The organism is Pseudomonas sp. SMN5, assembly GCF_052041925.1.
Taxonomy (GTDB): domain Bacteria; phylum Pseudomonadota; class Gammaproteobacteria; order Pseudomonadales; family Pseudomonadaceae; genus Aquipseudomonas.
On record NZ_JBKGGX010000004.1, the window covers coordinates 246441 to 265476 of the forward strand.

22 protein-coding genes are annotated in these 19036 nt (G+C 63.1%); 8 read left to right on the plus strand and 14 right to left on the minus strand.

Annotated features, from left to right (window positions below; translation table 11 throughout):
* Positions 1-15: 15 nt before the first annotated feature.
* The 4 genes from ACLEJR_RS06115 to ACLEJR_RS06130 are packed head-to-tail and all read right to left on the minus strand — an operon-like array spanning position 16 to position 4495.
* Positions 16-1017: a hydrolase gene (locus ACLEJR_RS06115; RefSeq protein ID WP_440812750.1), complete on the minus strand. Its 1002-nt coding sequence runs from the start codon at positions 1015-1017 to the stop codon at positions 16-18.
* Positions 1018-1045: 28 nt separating this feature from the next.
* Entirely contained in the window at positions 1046-1657 is a 612-nt protein-coding gene (gene rsmD, locus ACLEJR_RS06120; protein ID WP_440812752.1) for a 16S rRNA (guanine(966)-N(2))-methyltransferase RsmD, read from the minus strand.
* Positions 1657-3147 carry a M16 family metallopeptidase gene (locus tag ACLEJR_RS06125; RefSeq protein ID WP_440798238.1) on the minus strand — a complete coding sequence of 497 codons (1491 nt, stop codon included), beginning with the start codon at positions 3145-3147 and terminating at the stop codon, positions 1657-1659. The genes rsmD and ACLEJR_RS06125 overlap by 1 nt, the downstream gene beginning before the upstream one ends.
* Positions 3140-4495, minus strand: a complete 1356-nt coding sequence (locus tag ACLEJR_RS06130; protein ID WP_440812755.1) for a M16 family metallopeptidase — start codon at positions 4493-4495, stop codon at positions 3140-3142. The genes ACLEJR_RS06125 and ACLEJR_RS06130 overlap by 8 nt, the downstream gene beginning before the upstream one ends.
* 333 nt (positions 4496-4828) lie before the next feature.
* On the opposite strand from ACLEJR_RS06130, the gene ftsY reads away from it, so the two are divergent.
* From ftsY to rpoH, 4 genes are all read left to right on the plus strand, one after another.
* Positions 4829-6238, plus strand: a complete 1410-nt coding sequence (gene ftsY / locus ACLEJR_RS06135; protein WP_440812757.1) for a signal recognition particle-docking protein FtsY — start codon at positions 4829-4831, stop codon at positions 6236-6238.
* Complete coding sequence (ftsE, locus tag ACLEJR_RS06140) at positions 6235-6906, plus strand: cell division ATP-binding protein FtsE (RefSeq protein ID WP_440798232.1); 672 nt, start codon at positions 6235-6237, stop codon at positions 6904-6906. The genes ftsY and ftsE overlap by 4 nt, the downstream gene beginning before the upstream one ends.
* A complete protein-coding gene (gene ftsX / locus ACLEJR_RS06145) occupies positions 6903-7925 on the plus strand; it encodes a permease-like cell division protein FtsX (RefSeq protein ID WP_440798230.1) in 1023 nt (340 codons plus the stop codon). Before ftsE ends, ftsX begins: the two co-directional genes overlap by 4 nt.
* Positions 7926-8037: 112 nt before the next feature.
* Entirely contained in the window at positions 8038-8892 is an 855-nt protein-coding gene (gene rpoH, locus ACLEJR_RS06150) for an RNA polymerase sigma factor RpoH (protein ID WP_440798228.1), read from the plus strand.
* Positions 8893-9092: 200 nt separating this feature from the next.
* On the opposite strand, the gene mtgA is transcribed toward rpoH, so the two are convergent.
* A complete protein-coding gene (gene mtgA / locus ACLEJR_RS06155; protein ID WP_440798226.1) occupies positions 9093-9815 on the minus strand; it encodes a monofunctional biosynthetic peptidoglycan transglycosylase in 723 nt (240 codons plus the stop codon).
* A 73-nt stretch (positions 9816-9888) separates the two neighbouring features.
* Here mtgA and ACLEJR_RS06160 point away from each other — a divergent pair, with 73 nt between their 5' ends.
* From ACLEJR_RS06160 to trmB, 4 genes are all read left to right on the plus strand, one after another.
* Positions 9889-10269: a DUF423 domain-containing protein gene (locus ACLEJR_RS06160; protein WP_440798224.1), complete on the plus strand. Its 381-nt coding sequence runs from the start codon at positions 9889-9891 to the stop codon at positions 10267-10269.
* Positions 10270-10366: 97 nt separating this feature from the next.
* A complete protein-coding gene (gene thiS, locus ACLEJR_RS06165) occupies positions 10367-10567 on the plus strand; it encodes a sulfur carrier protein ThiS (RefSeq protein ID WP_440798222.1) in 201 nt (66 codons plus the stop codon).
* A gap of 54 nt (positions 10568-10621) precedes the next feature.
* On the plus strand, positions 10622-11416 hold the full coding sequence (locus tag ACLEJR_RS06170; RefSeq protein WP_249877051.1) for a thiazole synthase: 795 nt from the start codon (positions 10622-10624) through the stop codon (positions 11414-11416).
* 9 nt (positions 11417-11425) lie between these two features.
* Complete coding sequence (gene trmB / locus ACLEJR_RS06175) at positions 11426-12151, plus strand: tRNA (guanosine(46)-N7)-methyltransferase TrmB (RefSeq protein ID WP_440812760.1); 726 nt, start codon at positions 11426-11428, stop codon at positions 12149-12151.
* Between the two features lie 128 nt (positions 12152-12279).
* Here trmB and ACLEJR_RS06180 read toward each other — a convergent pair whose 3' ends face one another.
* The 9 genes from ACLEJR_RS06180 to ACLEJR_RS06220 form a co-directional block, all read right to left on the minus strand.
* Positions 12280-12603 carry a DUF3392 domain-containing protein gene (locus ACLEJR_RS06180; protein ID WP_003177482.1) on the minus strand — a complete coding sequence of 108 codons (324 nt, stop codon included), beginning with the start codon at positions 12601-12603 and terminating at the stop codon, positions 12280-12282.
* A gap of 18 nt (positions 12604-12621) precedes the next feature.
* Positions 12622-13821, minus strand: coding sequence for a radical SAM family heme chaperone HemW (gene hemW, locus ACLEJR_RS06185; protein WP_440812762.1), 1200 nt, complete (start codon positions 13819-13821; stop codon positions 12622-12624).
* A complete protein-coding gene (gene rdgB, locus ACLEJR_RS06190; RefSeq protein WP_440798216.1) occupies positions 13818-14414 on the minus strand; it encodes an RdgB/HAM1 family non-canonical purine NTP pyrophosphatase in 597 nt (198 codons plus the stop codon). Before rdgB ends, hemW begins: the two co-directional genes overlap by 4 nt.
* Complete coding sequence (locus ACLEJR_RS06195; RefSeq protein ID WP_440798214.1) at positions 14411-14845, minus strand: DUF4426 domain-containing protein; 435 nt, start codon at positions 14843-14845, stop codon at positions 14411-14413. Before ACLEJR_RS06195 ends, rdgB begins: the two co-directional genes overlap by 4 nt.
* Positions 14846-14870: 25 nt before the next feature.
* Positions 14871-15491 carry a methionine biosynthesis protein MetW gene (metW, locus tag ACLEJR_RS06200; RefSeq protein ID WP_440798212.1) on the minus strand — a complete coding sequence of 207 codons (621 nt, stop codon included), beginning with the start codon at positions 15489-15491 and terminating at the stop codon, positions 14871-14873.
* Between the two features lie 7 nt (positions 15492-15498).
* Positions 15499-16638 carry a homoserine O-succinyltransferase MetX gene (gene metX / locus ACLEJR_RS06205; protein ID WP_440812764.1) on the minus strand — a complete coding sequence of 380 codons (1140 nt, stop codon included), beginning with the start codon at positions 16636-16638 and terminating at the stop codon, positions 15499-15501.
* 238 nt (positions 16639-16876) lie between these two features.
* Positions 16877-17467, minus strand: coding sequence for a YggT family protein (locus ACLEJR_RS06210; protein ID WP_440798208.1), 591 nt, complete (start codon positions 17465-17467; stop codon positions 16877-16879).
* 10 nt (positions 17468-17477) lie between these two features.
* Positions 17478-18296 (minus strand): pyrroline-5-carboxylate reductase, encoded by an 819-nt coding sequence (gene proC, locus ACLEJR_RS06215; RefSeq protein ID WP_440812767.1) that lies wholly within the window; start codon positions 18294-18296, stop codon positions 17478-17480.
* A gap of 36 nt (positions 18297-18332) precedes the next feature.
* Positions 18333-19022, minus strand: coding sequence for a YggS family pyridoxal phosphate-dependent enzyme (locus tag ACLEJR_RS06220; RefSeq protein ID WP_440812769.1), 690 nt, complete (start codon positions 19020-19022; stop codon positions 18333-18335).
* Positions 19023-19036: the final 14 nt, after the last annotated feature.

A 19036-nucleotide genomic window follows, 5' to 3' on the forward strand; every position in this document is an offset into this window, starting at 1 on the left:
ATGGTAACGATGCGTTTATGCACCACGGCACAGGCTTGCCAGCCACTGTGGAATTCGTCGCTCCAGGTAATAGCCGGGGTTGCGCAAGGTTCCATCGACAAACCCCACATGCCCACCCCGTGGATGCAGCTCAAGTTGCGTCGAGGCCGATAGCTCGGCGGGCTCGGGCAGGCTGTGGGGAAACACGAACGGATCGTCGGCGGCCTGGATGACCAGGGTCGGGGTGGCGATCCTGCCCATGAAATAGCGGCTGGAGGCCTGGCGGTAATAATCTGCCGCATCCGAAAAACCATGCAACGGCGCGGTCACCCGGCCATCGAAATCCCAGAACGTGCGCATGTTTTCCAACGGACCCAGTGCCATCAAGGTCGCCAGCCCTTCATGGCGGCCGTCGTGCTGGAACTGGCGTTGCTTATTGCGCACGTAGGCCACCAGTTGCCGCATGAAATGCGCCTGGTAGAACCGCGAGAAGCCTTGTCCGATGCGATCGGCGCACTGGTCGAGGCGAAACGGCACCGAGACCGCCACGGCGCCCTGTAACCGGCTGTCGCTGCCGGTTTCCCCCAGATGCTTGAGCAACACGTTGCCACCCAGCGAATAGCCCACGGCGAACAACGGCGCCAAGGGGCGCAGGGCGCGGATATGGGTGATGGCGGCGGCCAGGTCCTCGCTGACGCCCGAGTGATAGCTGCGCGGCAACAGGTTTGGCTCCCCCGAACAGCCGCGCCAGTTCAGCGCGACACTCGCCCAGTCCTGGCGCCCGAGCGCTTGTTGCAGGCCGGCCACGTACGGCGAGTTGGAAGAGCCGGTCAGCCCATGGAGCACCAGCACCACGGGCGCCTTGGCGCTGTGGGGGCCATGCCAGTCGAGGTCGAGGAAGTCTCCGTCTTCCAGCCACAGGCGTTCGCGTTGTCGCTCGATGTGGGTGGTCTTGCGCCAAAGCGGGCCCCACAAGGTCTGCAAGTGCGGATTGCCCAGGCCAGGGGCCGGGACGAAACGTTCAGATGCGGCGGACATTCTTATTCTCGATGCACCGGCCAGTCGTTCAGCCAACGACGTCTGCCATGCGCTGCCACAACGCGTAATACACCCGTCCGGATTTCTGCTCGCGATGCAGGCGCCAATTGCCCGGCAAGCCAAGGGTGGACGGGGCGGTCTCGCTTTCAGTGTAGACCCAGGCATCCGCGGCCAGCCACTGCCGTTCCTCCAGCAGGGCGCATACGGTCGGCAACAGGTTCTGGTTGAACGGCGGGTCCAGGAACACCAGGTCGAAAGGGGTTGCCGGCTGGCTGTCCAGGTAGCGCAGCGCGTCAGCCGTGTGCACCTGGCCGACGGTGCAGCGCAAGGTACCGAGGTGTTCTTTCAGGCTGGAAACCGCCAGGCTGCTGGCGTCCAGCGCTTGGCCCATGGCCGCGCCACGGGATAGCGCTTCGAGGAACAGCGCGCCGCTGCCGGCGAACGGGTCGAGCACCCGTGCGCCTTCCACATAGGGTGCGAGCCAGTTGAACAGCGTTTCACGCACCCGATCCGGGGTCGGACGCAAGCCTGGGGCGTCGGGAAAGCTCAGGCGCCGGCTGCGCCATTCGCCACCGATGATGCGTAACTGGTTCACACCGTTGTGGACGGGTTTCTTGCTGGAATTCGATGGACGGGCCATTAGTGCTCCGGGACCCCGAGCGGTTGCTCGGCGGGTTTGTCAGTGGGGGCCGGCAGCGGCTTCTGTGGCACGGTCGGACCGGCGGTCACGATGACCATTTTATCGGTGCTCAGGTGTTTGTTCAGCGCAGCCTTGACTTGCTCGACCGTCAGCGCCTGGGATTGACGCATGAAATCTTCCAGGTAGCTCAGTGGCAGATCATAGAAACCCATGGCGCCAAGCTGGCCGACGATGTCAGCGTTGCTGGCGGTGGACAGAGGGAAGCTGCCCGCCAGTTCGCGCTTGGCGTCGTCCAGTTCCTTCTGGGTCGGGCCATTGGCGAGGTAATCGGCGAATACATCCTGCACCAGCTTCAGCGTGCCTTCGCTCATCTCGGCGCGGGTCTGCAGGTTGATCATGAACGGGCCACGGGCCTGCATCGGTGTAAAGCCGGAATACACGCCGTAGGTCAGGCCACGTTTTTCCCGCACCTCGGTCATCAGCCGGGTGCCGAAACCGCCACCGCCTAGGATCTGGTTGCCCAGGGAGACGGCGGCAAAGTCCGGGTCGTCCCGGTCGATGCCCAGCTGCGCGAGCATCAGGTTGGTCTGCTTGGATGGAAACTCGATGTGGTTGACGCTCGCCTTCGGTTCCACCGGAGGCGGGGTCTTCGCCAGGGCCGGGCCTTTGGGCAGTGCCGCGGACACCTGGCCGGCGACCGCTTCGGCCTCGGCACGGGACAAGTCTCCCACCAGTGCAATCACGGCGTTGCCAGCGGCGTAGGCCTTGGCGTGAAAAGCTCGGGCCTGGGCCAGGGTGATCGGCGGGATGCTTTGCGCGGTGCCGTCGCTGGAATGCGCGTAGGGGTGATCGCCATACAGGCGCTTCATCAGTTCCAGGCCCGCCAGTTTGCCAGGGTTCTGTTTCTGGTACTCGAAGCCGGCGAGCATCTGGTTCTTGATGCGGGCGAAGGAGTCGGCGGGGAAGGTCGGTTTGCCGACGACTTCAGCGAACAGCTTCAACGCCGGCTCGCGCTTGTCCACCGCGCTGAGGCTGCGCAGGGACGCCACGGCCATGTCGCGGTAGGCGCCGTTGCCGAAGTCTGCGCCCAAGCTTTCGAAGCCTTCGGCAATCGCGCCGACGTCTTTGCCGGCCACGCCTTCGTTGAGCATGGCGTTGGTCAACAGCGCCAGGCCAGGGGCGTCGCCGTCCTGGCTGCTGCCGGCGGCGAAAGTCAGGCGCAGGTCGAACATCGGCAGCTCCCGGGCTTCGACGAACAGCACCTTGGCGCCTTCAGCGGTGGTCCAGGTCTGGACGTCGAGCTGACGATGGCCGGGGGCCTTGCCGTCCAGTTCCGCCAGCGATTGCAGCTTATTGCCGGACTTGGCGTTGTCCAGCGCCTGGCTCGCGGTGACACGGCTGGCGGGCGACAGATAGAAAGCCAGGGCGCAGGCCAGGGCGACGAACACCAGGCCGACCAGCAGCAGGCGCGATGATTTGCGCTCACTCATGAGCTTTCTCCTCGGGCAAAACGTGTGCAACGCTCAGACGCGAACGGGTGAAATACAGCTGGGCTGCCTTCTGGATATCTTGCGGGGTCACGCTTTGCAGATCGGCCAGTTCGGTGTCCATCAGCTTCCAGGACAGGCCGACGGTTTCCAGCTGACCGATAGCAGTGGCCTGGCTGGTGATCGAGTCACGCTCGTACACCAGGCCGGCGATGACCTGGGCACGCACGCGTTCCAGCTCGTCGGCGGTCGGGGCGGTGTTCTTCAGTTGATCGAGCAAGCGCCACAGCCCGGCTTCGGCCTCGGCCATGGTTTTGTTTTTCTGGGTATTGGGCGCCGCCGACAAGGTGAACAGCGAATCGCCACGGGTATAGGCGTCGTAATTCGACGAGCCGCCGGACACCAGCTCTTCGCCGCGCTCCAACTGGGTCGGGATCCGGCCGCTGTAGCCGCCGTCCAGCAAGGCGGAGATCAGCCGCAGGGCGTTGACCGAACGTTTGTCGGTGGCCGTGGCGATGCTCGGGACGTTGAAGGCCAGCATCAGGCTCGGCAGTTGGGTCTGTACATGCAGGGTGATCTGGCGCTCGCCGGGCTCGGCCAGCTCCAGCGGGATCTTCGCCGTCGGCACGTCGCGCCGGGGCACCGGGCCAAAATAGCGCTGGGCCAGGGCCTTGACCTCGTCAGGGGTGACGTCTCCGACCACCACCAGGGTCGCATTGTTCGGGGCGTACCAGGATTCGTACCAATGGCGCAGCTCGCCGACGGTCATCCGGTCCAGGTCGGCCATCCAGCCGATGGTAGGGGTGTGATAACCGCTCGCCGGGTAGGCCATGGCCTTGAAACGCTCGAAGGCCTTGGACATCGGCTTGTCGTCGGTGCGCATGCGGCGCTCTTCCTTGATCACCTCGATCTCGCGGCTGAACTCTTCCGGCGGCAGGCGCAGGCTGGCCATGCGGTCGGCTTCCAGTTCGAATGCCACGCCCAGACGGTCCCGGGCCAGCACCTGGTAATAGGCGGTGAAGTCGTCGCTGGTGAAAGCGTTCTCTTCGGCACCGAGGTCGCGCAGGATCAGCGAGGCTTCGCCTGGCCCGACCTTCTCGCTGCCCTTGAACATCATGTGTTCCAGGGCATGGGACAAACCGGTCTGGCCCGGTGTCTCGTAACTGGAGCCCACCTTGTACCAGACCTGGGACACCACCACCGGCGCCCGATGGTCCTCGCGCACCACGACCTTCAGGCCGTTGTCGAGGGTGAATTCATGGGTGGGTTGTGGGTCGGCAGCCAGGGCTGAGAAAGGCAGGCAGACTGTGCTGAGCAGCAGGCCTGCGGCGTGGCGGGCAAGAGCATTCATTCGTGTTTAAACCTGTTGGGTTGTCCGCCAGGTCTTAGCGTCGGCGGGCGAGAGGGTGCTAGGATAACGGTCCGTTTTACTGGCGGCCACGCCTATCGGGCCTTTTGTCGGCCGGAGACTTTGCACAAGCGTGGAGTTTGTTCGCTGATCACGGCGTTTTCGCCGATGATGCCCTGCCAGTCCTTCGAAAAAATTGACCATGAAATGTCTCGCAGACATTTCGACAATCTGTTGCGCGTGAACAAGCTGGATGAAACGCAGTCTGTTCAGCATTGAATTTTTATTACCGAGGCGCCCCCGTGGCGCGTCGCTACCGTGAGATAGCCGTCCTCCATGTTTGGTTCCAACGACGACAAGAAGACCCCAGCCGCGGCTGGCGAGAAGAAAGGCCTGTTCGGATGGCTGCGCAAGAAGCCGCAGGAAACCGTCGTCGAGCAGCCGCCAGCGCTGACTGAGCCCGCCGTCGAGCCGGTCGACGAGCAAGCGACGCCCATCGTCCTGCCGTTGGCCGAGCCGGTGCTGCAACCGGTCGAACCTGAAGCCGAACCCGCGCCAGAGCCTGAGCCGGTGGCCGAACAGCCGCTGACGCCACCTGCCGGACAAACCCCCTGGCTGACCTTGCCGGTGGCGGAAGAGCCGGTGGCGTTTGTCGAGGACGCCCAAGCCCCGCACATCACCCCGCCAATTCCGGCGCCAACGCAGCCGGTTGAGGATCCAATTGTCGCGCCAGTCGCCGTCGAGCCAGAGCCAGAACCGGCACCGGTCCAGGCATCGGCCGCGGTTGAGTCTCCGCGCGCCGTCGAGGAGAGCAAGGTCGGCTTCTTCGCCCGCCTCAAGCAAGGCCTGTCGAAGACCAGCGCCAGCATCGGCGAAGGCATGGCCAGCCTGTTCCTGGGCAAGAAAGTCATCGATGACGAATTGCTCGAAGACATCGAAACCCGCCTGTTGACCGCCGACGTCGGGGTCGAGGCGACTTCGGTGATCATCAAGAGCCTGACCCAGAAGGTCGCGCGCAAACAGCTGACCGATGCCGATGCACTGTACAAATCCCTCCAGGGCGAACTCGCCGGCTTGCTCAAGCCGGTGGAGCAGCCATTGGTGATTGCCTCGCAGAACAAGCCATTCGTGATTCTGGTGGTGGGCGTCAACGGCGCCGGCAAGACCACCACCATCGGCAAACTGGCGAAGAAGCTGCAGCTTGAAGGCAAGAAAGTCATGCTCGCCGCTGGCGACACCTTCCGAGCCGCTGCGGTGGAACAACTGCAAGTTTGGGGGGAGCGCAACAAGATCCCGGTGATTGCCCAACACACCGGCGCCGACTCCGCTTCGGTGATCTTCGACGCCGTGCAGGCGGCCAAGGCCCGTGGCATCGATGTGCTGATCGCCGACACCGCCGGTCGCCTGCACACCAAAGACAACCTGATGGAAGAGTTGAAGAAGGTGCGCCGGGTGATCGGCAAGCTCGACGCCGATGCGCCCCACGAAGTGTTGTTGGTGCTGGACGCCGGCACCGGCCAGAACGCCATCAACCAGGCCAAGCAATTCAACCAGACCGTCGAACTTACGGGCCTGGCCCTGACCAAGCTCGACGGTACCGCCAAGGGCGGGGTGATCTTCGCCCTGGCCAAGCAATTCGGCCTGCCCATCCGCTACATCGGCGTGGGTGAAGGCATCGACGATCTGCGCACCTTTGAAGCCGAGCCCTTTGTCCAGGCGCTGTTTGCCGAGCGGGAGCACTCATGATTCGTTTCGAACAGGTCGGTAAACGCTATCCGAACGGTCACGTCGGCTTGCATGAGCTGAGCTTTCGAGTCCGTCGCGGCGAGTTTCTGTTCGTCACCGGCCATTCCGGCGCGGGTAAAAGCACGCTGCTGCGCCTGCTGCTGGCGATGGAGCGGCCCACTTCCGGCAAGCTGCTGTTGGCCGGCCAGGACCTGAGCACCATCAGCAATGCCCAGATCCCTTTTCTGCGGCGGCAGATCGGCGTGGTGTTCCAGAATCACCAGTTGCTGTTCGATCGCACTGTGTTCAATAACGTGGCGTTGCCGTTGCAGATCCTCGGGCTGTCCAAGGTCGAGATCAACAAGCGCGTGGATTCTGCCCTGGAGCGCGTGGCCCTGTCGGACAAGGCCGAGCTGTACCCCGGCGACCTGTCCACCGGCCAGCAACAGCGCGTCGGCATCGCCCGCGCCATCGTCCATCGTCCAGCGCTTCTGCTGGCGGATGAACCTACCGGTAACCTCGACCCACGCCTGGCGGCGGAGATCATGGGCGTATTCGAAGACATCAATCGTTTGGGCACCAGTGTGCTGATCGCCAGTCACGACCTGGCACTGATCGCACGCATGCGTCACCGCATGCTCACCTTGCAGCGCGGTCGATTGATTGGTGACGGGGAGGCCGGCGTATGAGCGCAACCCGCAGTTCTAAAGTCGCCGAGCGCGTGGCCCCGAAGGGCACCGACCCGCAGCCGCCGAAGAAAAAGCACGACGAAGATGATGGTCCGGATTTCGCCACGCTGCTACGCGCCTGGATCGAGAGCCATCGTGCCAGCCTGCTGGATAGCTTGCGCCGCCTGGGCAAGCAGCCCATCGGCAGCTTCTTCACCTGCATGGTCATGGCTGTGGCCCTGAGCCTGCCCATGGGTCTGTCATTACTGCTGAAAAACGTCGAGCGCCTGGGTGGTTCCTGGCAACGGGCGGCGCAGATTTCCCTGTACCTGCAACTGGACGCGTCCCCGGGCGAAGGTCAGGCGCTGCGCGAGCAGATCAAGGCCATGCCGGGCGTGGCCGATGCCGAATACATCGGCCGGGAGCAGGCGCTGGAAGAGTTCCAGCAGCAGTCCGGCCTGGGCGAAGCTCTCAAGGAGTTGCCGGAAAACCCGCTGCCGGGCGTGGTGTTGGTGACGCCGAAGGAGGTCGACAAGCCGACCCTTGAAGCATTAAGACAAAGACTTTCCGAATTGCCCAAGGTACAGCAGGCGCAACTTGATCTAGTCTGGGTCGAGCGTCTTGCGGCGATCCTCAAGCTTGGCGACCGGTTTGTCTTCGGTCTGACGGTGTTGCTGGTTTCTGCATTACTTTTGGTGATAGGCAATACCATTCGTCTTCATATTGAAAACCGCCGCACCGAGATAGAAGTGATTAAACTCGTCGGCGGCACGGACAGCTATGTGCGCAGGCCCTTCCTTTACATGGGCGCGCTGTATGGCTTCGGTGCCGGGATCCTGTCCTGGGGTGTTTTGGCGTTCGGCCTGGATTGGCTGAACGATGCAGTGGTGGGGTTGGCCGGTTTGTACGGCAGTGACTTCGCGTTGGCCGGTGTACCGGTCGCCGATGGGCTGTCGCTCTTGCTTGGCGCAGTGCTGTTGGGTTATATCGGTGCATGGATTGCGGTAGCACGCCACCTGCGTGAGCTTGCACCGAAATAGTGTTATTTGCGCGTATTGACCTTTCAGTTTTTGTGGGAACTTGTCCTACGGTTCCCGGTCAATTTTCGCAGTGCTGAACTGCACGAGTTATGTGAGTCGGAGGTTTTTTCGTATGACCACTTCTTTGCAACCTGCGTATGCTCTGGTCCCGGGTGCGAACCTGGAGGCCTATGTGCACACGGTGAACAGCATTCCATTGCTGACGCCCGAGCAGGAGCGTGAACTGGCCGAGAGTCTCTATTACCAGCAGGATCTTGAGGCGGCTCGGCAGATGGTGCTCGCCCACCTGCGTTTTGTCGTACACATCGCCCGCAGCTATTCCGGCTACGGGCTGGCCCAGGCCGACCTGATCCAGGAAGGCAACGTCGGCCTGATGAAGGCAGTCAAGCGTTTCAACCCGGAAATGGGCGTACGCCTGGTGTCGTTTGCCGTGCACTGGATCAAGGCGGAAATCCACGAGTTCATCCTGCGCAACTGGCGCATCGTGAAAGTCGCGACCACCAAGGCCCAGCGCAAGCTGTTCTTCAACCTGCGCAGCCAGAAGAAACGCCTGGCCTGGCTGAACAACGAGGAAGTCCATCGCGTGGCCGAGAGCCTGGGTGTGGAGCCTCGGGAAGTGCGCGAGATGGAAAGCCGCCTGACCGGCCATGACATGGCCTTCGACCCGGCCGCCGAAGCGGACGACGACAGCGCCTTCCAATCGCCGGCCAATTACCTGGAAGACCACCGGTACGACCCGGCGCGTCAACTGGAAGATGCCGATTGGAGCGACAACTCCAACACCAACCTGCACGAAGCGTTGGAAGTGCTGGACGAACGCAGCCGCGACATCCTCTACCAGCGTTGGCTGGCCGAGGAAAAAGCCACGCTGCACGACCTGGCGCAGAAGTACAACGTATCGGCCGAGCGGATTCGTCAGCTTGAGAAAAGCGCGATGAACAAGCTCAAGGTGTCGATCGCGGCCTGACCTGTGCAACGGCTACAAAAAAACGCCCCGATCAGTGATGGTCGGGGCGTTTTTATTTCAGGCCCAAGACAGGTCCCTGTGGGAGCGAGCCTGCTCGCGATGGCGGTGTATCAGTCAACTTATTGATAGCTGACAGTGCGCCATCGCGAGCAGGCTCGCTCCCACAAGAGATCTCCCACAGGGGGGCTGTGGTGTTGCGGCTACTGGGCCCAGGGCGCGCGCCGCGCGTTATTGAGCTCCAGCAAGTAACTGTCACCCCCCAACTGGCTCATCTGCTGACGAATCCAGCTAGCCCGCCGTAGCACATAAGGGCTTGGCCGGCCGGCGCTCCATTTACGGGGGTTGGGCAACACGGCGGCCAGCAGGCTGGCCTGCTGGCGGGACAAAGCGTTGGCGCCGACGCGGAAATGATGCCGCGCCGCTGCTTCGGCGCCGAATACGCCGTTGTCCCACTCGACGCTGTTGAGGTACACCTCAAGAATCCGTTGCTTGGGCCAGAACACCTCGATCAACGCGGTAAACCAGGCTTCCAGGCCTTTGCGCAGCCAACTGCGACCCGACCATAGGAACAGATTCTTCGACACTTGCTGGCTCAGGGTGCTGGCGCCGCGAATCGAACCGCCGCGCTCGTTATGGGCGAATGCCGCCTGGATCGCACCGATGTCGAAGCCCCAGTGCTCGGGGAATTTCTGGTCTTCGCCAGCGATCACCGCGACCTTGAGATTGTCGGAAATCTCCTCCCAAGGCTGCCAGCTGCGTTGCAGGTCGATTGGCTCACCGCTGAACCAGGACTGAACCTTGCGCTCGATCATCAGCGCCGTGAACGGCGGCGGGACCACGCGAAACAACAGCACGAGCACAACGCTGCCAACGGCGAACCAGAGCAGGGCTTTGAGGAGTCGTCGAAATAATGAACGCAGCATAGAGATGGCTTGGCCGAACCGGTCGAGCGGGCCATTATACAGACCCTGCCCACCGAGTCTGACTGGAGTTCTCATGCTGCGTAGTTTTCTGATGCTGGCGGCTTTTTTCGGCTTCACCGGCGTGGCACTCGGAGCTTTTGCCGCCCACGGCCTGAAAAACCGCCTGAGCGCCGATTACCTGGCGATCTTCCACACCGGCGTGACCTATCAACTGGTGCACACCCTGGCGCTGCTGGGCGTCGCGCTGCTGGCCACGCACATCCCCGGACGCATCGTCACCTGGGCCGGGATTTCATTCGTGATCGGGATTGTGCTGTTCTCCGGCAGCCTCTATCTGCTGACCCTCACCGGCATCAGCAAACTCGGCATCATCACCCCGTTCGGCGGCGTTGCGTTCCTGATCGGCTGGCTGTGCCTGGGGCTAGCGGCCTGGCGCCTGCAACTTGCCGCTTGAAGCTTGTCCCTTGTAGCTCTCCCTGACCAAGGGACTTGGGTCGCCCAGACTGATCGGGCTAGAATGCCAGCCCCTAAAAATGATGACGGCATCCGGCATGCGCATTCAGTTGAACGGCGAACCCCTTGACCTGCCCGACGGTGAAACCGTCGCGGCCCTGCTGACCCGTCTGGAACTGGCCGGACGTCGCGTCGCGGTGGAACTCAATCTGGATATCGTCCCGCGCAGCCAGCACGCCGACACCACGCTGAACGACGGTGACAGCGTCGAGGTGGTCCACGCCATCGGCGGCGGTTGATCACCGCGGCTTCGCAGTATTTCGCAAGAACCTCACCCCTACAGAGGATTTCCCATGAGCATCGTTCGTAGCGACAAGCCTTTCGTCCTGGCCGGTCGTACCTACCAGTCGCGCTTGCTGGTAGGTACCGGAAAATATCGCGACATGGAAGAGACCCGCCTGGCCATCGAGGCCTCGGGCGCCGAAATCGTGACCGTTGCCGTGCGCCGGACCAACATCGGCCAGAACCCGGGCGAACCGAACCTGCTGGATATCCTCCCGCCGGATCGCTACACCATCCTGCCCAACACCGCCGGTTGCTTCGACGCCGTCGAGGCCGTGCGCACCTGCCGCCTGGCTCGTGAGCTGCTCGATGGCCACAACCTGGTGAAGCTGGAAGTGCTGGCGGACCAGAAAACCTTGTTCCCCAACGTGATCGAAACCCTCAAGGCCGCCGAAACCCTGGTCAAGGAAGGCTTCGACGTGATGGTGTACACCAGCGACGATCCGATCATCGCCCGGCAACTGGCGGAAATCGGCTGCATCGCAGTGATGCCGCTGGCCGGCCTGATCGGCACCGGCCTGGGGATCTGCAACCCGTACAACCTGCAGATCATCCTCGAAGAAGCCAAGATCCCGGTGCTGGTGGATGCCGGTGTCGGCACCGCCTCCGACGCCACCATCGCCATGGAGCTGGGCTGCGAAGCGGTGCTGATGAACTCCGCCATCGCCCATGCCCAGCAACCGATCCTGATGGCCGAAGCCATGAAGCACGCCATTGTCGCCGGGCGCCTGGCGTACCTCGCCGGCCGCATGCCGAAAAAACTCTACGCCAGCGCCTCCTCGCCGCTGGATGGTCTGATCAAGTAAGAGCCATTGATGACTGAATCGAACGACACGCCTGTCCTGCAGGAAGAAGGCGAAGAGCGCCAACACCGCCGCATCAAGAGTTTCGTGATGCGCGCCGGGCGTATGACCGAGGGCCAGCAGCGCGGCCTGGAACAGGGCGCACCGCTGTTCGTCCTGCCGCTGGCCGACGCGCCGGTGGATTTCGACCAAGTGTTCGGCCGCTCGGCCCCGCGCTCGCTGGAAATCGGCTTCGGCATGGGCCACTCGCTGCTGGAAATGGCCGCTGCCTCACCGGAGCAGGATTTCATTGGCGTGGAAGTGCACCGGCCTGGTGTCGGTGCGCTGCTCAACGGCGTGCTCACCCAGGGGCTGACCAACCTGCGGGTCTACGATTGCGATGCCATCGAGGTGCTCAACCGCTGCGTGGCCGACAACAGCCTCGACCGGCTGATGCTGTTCTTCCCGGACCCTTGGCACAAGAGCCGTCATCACAAGCGCCGCATCGTCCAGGCTTCGTTCGCTGAGCTGGTGCGCAGCAAGTTGAAAGTCGGTGGCGTGCTGCACATGGCCACTGACTGGGAACCCTACGCCGAATACATGCTGGAAGTGATGAACGTCGCGCCGGGTTACCGCAACCTGGCCGAAGACGGTCAATACGTCCCGCGTCCGGCCGAGCGGCCGATCACCAAGTTCGAGCGTCGTGGTGAGCGACTGGGGCATGGGGTCTGGGATTTGAAGTTCGAGAAGCAGTCCTAAGCCACACGCAGTTCAATGTGGGAGCGGGCTTGCTCGCGAATGCGGTGTATCAGACACATTAATGTCGACTGATACACCGCATTCGCGAGCAAGCCCGCTCCCACAGTCGTTTTGGGGCGGTGCGAAGGTCAGCGCCGATCCGCCACCACGCCAATCAACACCAGCACCACCAGCAGCACCGGCGCCAGGCTGTAGTTGTTGAACTGGCTCAACCCCCGGACCACCCACGGCGTGGCATAGATCAGAGCCGCGCCGCTGCCGATCATGCACAGCAGGGCGATCAGCGGCACGCGCAGAGCGCCGGCGATGCTGCCCAGGCGTTGTTCGACCCAGCCCTTTATATCGGCACCAAACAGCACCAGCAGGCAACCGACCAGTGCCAGGGAGATTTCCGACAGGTTGCTGCGGCTCCAGCGGGACACGGTGGCCAGCAGGTCGAGTACCAGATCCATTCGATTTCCTTGTGTTGATCAGCTCAGAAATTTCTGCAGCAAGTCATTGAGAAACAGTTGTCCGCGCTCGGTGGCCGCCAGACGTGACGGTTCGACCTGCAACAAGCCGCTTTGTTCGGCCTCGCGCCGGCCTTCGGCCAGGCTTTGCAAGGACAGGCCGGTACGCTGCGGATACAGTTGCGCGTCCACGCCCTGGGTCAGGCGCAGGGCGTTCATCAGGAACTCGAACGGCAGCTCTTCGTTACCCAGGGTTTTCTCGCCGGCCAGGAAGCGTTTGGCCGGATTGAGATAGTCCTTGGGCAGGCGGGTCTTCCAGGTGCGTACGATGCGCCCGTCCGGATGGCTGAGCTTGCCATGGGCGCCGGCGCCGATACCGATGAAGTCGCCGAAGCTCCAGTAGTTGAGGTTGTGCCGTGCCGCCCGCCCGGGCTGGGCGTAGGCCGAGACTTCGTACTGGGCGTAGCCGTGCTCGGCCAGCAGCGCTTGCCCGGCTTCCTGGATATCCCACAGCGTGTCGTCTTCTGGCAGCGTCGGCGGCTGGTTCCAGAACACCGTGTTCGGTTCCAGCGTCAGTTGGTACCAGGACAAATGCGTTGGCTTCAGGGCGATGGCCTGGCGCAAGTCGCTCAGGGCATCGTCCAGGGATTGATCGGGCAGGCCGTGCATCAGGTCGAGGTTGAAGTTGTCGAACCCGGCCTGACGGGCCATGTCGGCGGCGCGCACGGCTTCGTCACCGTTGTGGATCCGCCCCAGGGCTTCGAGCTTGGCTTGCTGGAAGCTCTGCACGCCGATGGACAGCCGATTGATCCCCAGCGCCCGGTAAGCGACGAATTTCTCCTGCTCGAAGGTGCCGGGATTGGCCTCCAGGGTGATCTCGATGTCATGGGCGAACGGGATTCGCGCCTCGACCCCCTTGAGCAACCGTCCCAGGGCCTGGGCACTGAACAGGCTCGGCGTACCGCCGCCGAAAAAGATCGAGCTCAGCTCGCGACCGTAGACCGCGTGCAAGTCCTGGTCGAGGTCGGCCAACAAGGCATCGACGTACTCTTCTTCCGGCAATTGCGGGCTGGCGGCGTGGGAGTTGAAATCGCAATACGGGCATTTGCGCACGCACCACGGAATGTGAATGTACAACGCCAGGGGCGGTAGCACCGGCAGCGGCGCCCGAGGCGTTTGTGCACCGCCATGGATCAGCGGTGCGGGGCGCTCATCGCTCATGCAAGATCCAGGCGTTGGCGCAGCAGGGCCATGGCGCGGGCGCGGTGGCTCAACTGGTTTTTCTCCACCGGGCCGAGTTCGGCGCTGGAGCAGTTGCGCTCCGGCACCCAGAACAGCGGGTCGTAGCCAAAGCCGTGCTCGCCGCTGGCCTCGGTGAGAATCCGCCCGTGCCACAAGCCTTCGCAGAGAATCGGCAGCGGATCGTCGGCATGGCGAACCAGCGCCAGCACGCAGACGAACTGCGCGCCGCGCTCGGCTTCAGGCACATCCTTGAGGGCTTCAAGCAGCTTGGCATTGTTGGCAGCATCACCCTTGCCATCGGCATAGCGCGCCGAATAGATACCCGGCGCACCGCCGAGAAAATCCACCGCCAGCCCGGAATCGTCGGCCAGCGCCGGCAGGCCGGAGATGCGTGCGGCGTTGCGCGCCTTGAGGATCGCGTTCTCGACGAACGACAGGCCGGTTTCTTCAGGTTCCACGTGGCTGAATTCGCCGATCGAGCGCAACTGCACCGACCCGCCGAGCATGGCCTGGAGTTCCTTGAGTTTGCCGGCGTTGTGGCTGGCGAGTACGAGTTGGGTGAGGTTCATCATTCGCCGGGGAACAGTTCCTGGTTGAAATTGAGAGTGTTGATCTTGTCGCCGGTCTGCACCTTGATTTCAAAGGTGCGGGTTTCCTGCTGGTCCACCGGATACTGGGCGATGTAGTAGATCGCCCCTTGCTCGATGACCTGGCGGAACGTCAGCGGGACCGCCTTGCTGGTCAGGTCCTTGATGGTGCCGCTGACCTGGGCCATCAGGGGTTTGCCGTCCTTGACCAGCGATACGTTGATCACGCCCTGGTGCTTGCTGCGTACCAGCTCGACGGCCTTGGCGATCTCCGGCGTCAGGAAGGTCGAGTTGAACGTGTTGTAGTGCACGGTGACGTCGCCGAACACTTCCTTGCGGTCGCTCTTGATGATATCGGCAGCCATGGCGCCGATGCTCAGGCACGCACTGATGAGAAACAAACCTAGACGTTTCATGATGTCCTCCTGATCGGGCCCGGTGTCACACTGCGACCTGGTATTGGGCAAGGCCTGGGCTGCTGACCCGATAGATGCCGATCTCACCTAACAGATTAGGCCAAAGCTTGCTGGCCCATCCGTGGCGATGCTGCTGGTCCACCGCCAGGCGATCGATGACCGTGGCCCTGCGTTCGCGGCACAGTTCCTCGAAATCCTCGAAGGTGCAGAAGTGGATGTTCGGCGTGTTGTACCAGGTGTAGGGCAGGAACTCCGACACCGGCATGCGGCCCTTGCTCGCCAGGTACCAGCGGCAGCGCCAATGGCCGAAGTTGGGAAAGGTGATAATGCATTGGCGTCCGACCCGCAGCATTTCGTCGAGGATCCTGTCCGGGTAGTGCACCGCTTGCAGGGCCTGGGTCATGACCACGATGTCGAAGCTGTTGCTGGCAAAGTTGCCCAGGCCCTTGTCCAGGTCCTGCTCGATGACGTTGATGCCCTTGGCGATGCACTCGGCAATGTTGTCCGGGTCGTTTTCCAGGCCGTAGCCGCTGACTTGCTTGTGGTCGCGCAGCCAGGTCAGCAGTTCGCCATTGCCGCAGCCCAGGTCGAGCACGCGGCTGCCGGCGGGGATCCATTCCTGGATGATTTCCAGATCGGCTCTCATGGCGTCCTCACAGCGTAATACGGTTCATGTAGTTGCCGAACGCCTGCAGGTAGCGCGGGATCGGCATCAGAAAGGCATCGTGGCCCTGGGGCGCGTCGATTTCCAGGTAGCAGACATCCTTGCGCGCGGCCATCAGCGCGTCCACCAGCTCCCGGGAGCGCGCCGGGGAGAAACGCCAGTCGGTGGTGAATGACATCACGCAGAACTTGGCCGTGGCGCCGGCGAAGGTTTTCGCCAGGTCATCGTCGAAGTTCGCCGCCGGATCGAAGTAGTCCAGGGCCTTGGTCATCAGCAGATAGGTATTGGCGTCGAAGCGCCCGGAAAACTCCTCGCCCTGATAACGCAGATAGCTTTCCACCTGGAACTCGACGCTGTGGAAGTCGTAGTTGAGCTTTTCGCTCTTGAGGCCGCGGCCGAATTTCTCGCCCATGGAATCGTCGGACAGGTAGGTGATGTGCCCGACCATGCGCGCCAGCATGAGCCCGCGCTTGGGAATCACGCCGTGTTCCTGGAACGAGCCGCCATGGAACTCCGGGTCGGTAAGGATCGCCTGGCGCGCCACTTCGTTGAAGGCGATGTTCTGCGCCGACAGCTTGGGAGCCGAGGCGATTGCCAGGCAATGGCGCACGCGGTCCGGGTAGGTGATGGTCCATTGCAGGGCCTGCATGCCGCCCAGGCTGCCGCCGATCACAGCGGCCCATTGGTGGATGCCGAGACGATCGGCCAGGCGCGCCTGGCTGTTGACCCAGTCTTCCACGGTGAGCACCGGGAAGTCGGCGCCGAAGGGCTTGCCGGTGTCCGGGTTGAGGCTGCTGGGCCCGGTGGAGCCGTTGCAGCCGCCGAGGTTGTTCAGGCTGACCACGAAGAACCGGTTGGTGTCGATCGGCTTGCCGGGGCCGATGCAACTGTCCCACCAGCCGGGCTTGCGCTCGTCGGCGCTGTGGTAACCGGCGGCGTGATGGTGTCCCGACAGGGCGTGGCAAATCAGTACGGCATTGCTCGCCGTGGCGTTCAGGGTGCCGTAGGTTTCGTAGATCAGGTCATAGGCTGGCAACGAACGACCGCAGGCCAGGGCCAGGGGCTCGCTGAAATGCGCCACTTGCGGCGTCACCAGACCAACGGAATCGGGGGGAAAGGCAGCTGGCATCGACCCTGCTCTCGTTGAAATGAGGCGTAAGTCTAAAGACCGCCGGGGTCAGCGGCAAGCAAAGGGCGGCGCCGATTGTCCGCCGCTTTACCCGTGGCGAGGGAGCTTGCTCCCGCTGTGACGCGAGGTAGCCCTGAAAGCGGCTGCCCGGGTCTGTCAAGGAGACGGTGGCGCCCGGTTCAGGGCTGCTGCGCAGCCCAGCGGGAGCAAGCTCCCTCGCCACGGGATGTGCGCCTGGTCAGATCAGGACGCGCAGGATCTCCGGCATCATCGTCACCGCCGCCAGGTTGTTGATCACCAGCATGTCGAGCAGCTTGAGTACCAGGAATGCCAGGATCGGCGAAATATCCAGGCCGCCGAGGTTCGGCACGATGCGGCGGAACGGCGCCAGGGCCGGCTCGCAGATCTGGTTCACCAGCTCGGCGCCCGGATTGTGGCTGCCCGGGGCGACCCACGACAGGATCACGCTGATGATCAGGGCGAAGAAGAAAATCTTCAGGAACAGCGCGGTCACGCCGATGATCGACCAAATCAGCAGTTGCAGCGGGTTGCCCGTGGTGCCGTAAGTCAGCAACAGGGTCAGGGCCATCAGCGCCATTTGCACCAGGATCGCCAGGATCAGTGACGACATGTCCAGGCCGAACAGGCTCGGGATGATCCGGCGCAGCGGCTTGAGCAGGGGCTGGGTGGCCTTGACGACGAATTGGCACAGCGGGTTGTAGAAGTTGGCGCGCACCAGTTGCAGCACGAAGCGCATCAGCACGATCAGCAGATACAGGCTGCCGAGGGTTTGCAGGACATAGACCGCTGCGGTGTTCAATCCAATCATGAATGGCTCCTTATTGGCCCAGTTGTTCGGCCATTTCGGCCGAGCGGTGCGCGGCGGCGCCGAGTGCTTTTTCTACCAGGGCTTCGAAGCCCCCGGCCTGGAACGATTTGATGGCGGCCTCGGTGGTGCCGGCCGGCGAGGTTACGCGGCGGCGCAATTCGGCGGCATCGACATCGCTGGAGACCACCATGTGTGCCGCGCCGAGGGCGGTCTGCGCAGTCAGCTGAGCGGCAATCTCCCTTGGCAGGCCGAGCTTTTCACCCGCAGCGGTCATGGCTTCGACCAAGAGGAAGAAGTAAGCAGGGCCCGAGCCGGAGACGGCGGTGACGGCGTCCAATTGTTGTTCGGTTTCCAGCCACAACGCCAAGCCTACCGCCGATAGCAGTTGTTCGGCCTGTTGGCGCTGTTGGGCGCTGACTTGCGCCGTCGCGAACAGGCCGCTGACGCCCTGGCGCAGCAGCGCCGGGGTGTTGGGCATGCAGCGCACGATCGGCTGCTCGCCGAGCCAGTTGCTCATGCTGGCGCAGGTGATCCCGGCGGCAATCGACACCACCAGTTGCTCGGGCTTGAGGCTCGGGCGCAGCGCCTGGCACACCGACTTCATCGCTTGTGGCTTGACCGCCAGCACGATGACATCCGCGCCGTCGATGGCCCGGACGTTATCGGCGAAGGTTTCGATGCCGTGCTCGGCACTCACTCGGGCGCGGGTCTCGTCACCCGGATCGCTGGCGCGGATCTGCGTGGCGTCCAGGCCCTTGGCCCGCAGGCCACCGATCAGGCTGGCGGCCATGTTGCCGGCACCGATGAAGGCAATACGCGTGTTGCTCATGACAGGTCCTTGATTAGAGAGATGAGTCGGCATGGCTTAAGGCTGCTTGCTGTAGTCACGGGCACCGAACAGGGCCGTACCGATGCGCACCCAGGTAGCGCCCTGGGCGATGGCGGATTCGAGGTCGTGGCTCATGCCCATGGACAATGTGTCCAGCGGCAGTGCCAGGCTGGCTTGCAGGTGCTGGACCTTCGCGAAAGCGGCGTCCTGGGCGGCCCGGTCTTCGGTTGGCTCGGGAATCGCCATCAGCCCCCGCAGCTTCAGGCGCGGCAAGGCGCTGATGGCGTCGGCGAGGGCGGGCAGGTCCGCCGGGGTGCAGCCGGACTTGCTGGCTTCGCCGCTGACATTGACCTGGATGCAGATGTTCAGCGGCGGCAAGCCCTCCGGGCGTTGCTCGGACAGGCGTTGGGCAATTTTCAAGCGGTCCACGGAATGCACCCAATCGAAATGTTCAGCAATAGCGCGGGTCTTGTTCGATTGAATGGGGCCGATGAAGTGCCAGTTCAAGGGCAGGTCGCCGAGTTCGGCCTGCTTGCCCAGGGCTTCTTGCAGGTAGTTCTCGCCGAAGTCCCGCAGGCCAGCGGCATAGGCTTCACGCAGGGCCTCGGCGGGCTTGGTCTTGCTCACCGCCAGCAACTGCACGCCATGAGCGGGACGTCGGGCGGCCTGCTCCGCGGCACGGATCCGTGAAACTACCAGGGCGATGTTGTCTGCTATCGTGGACATAAAGAAGCGCCAGC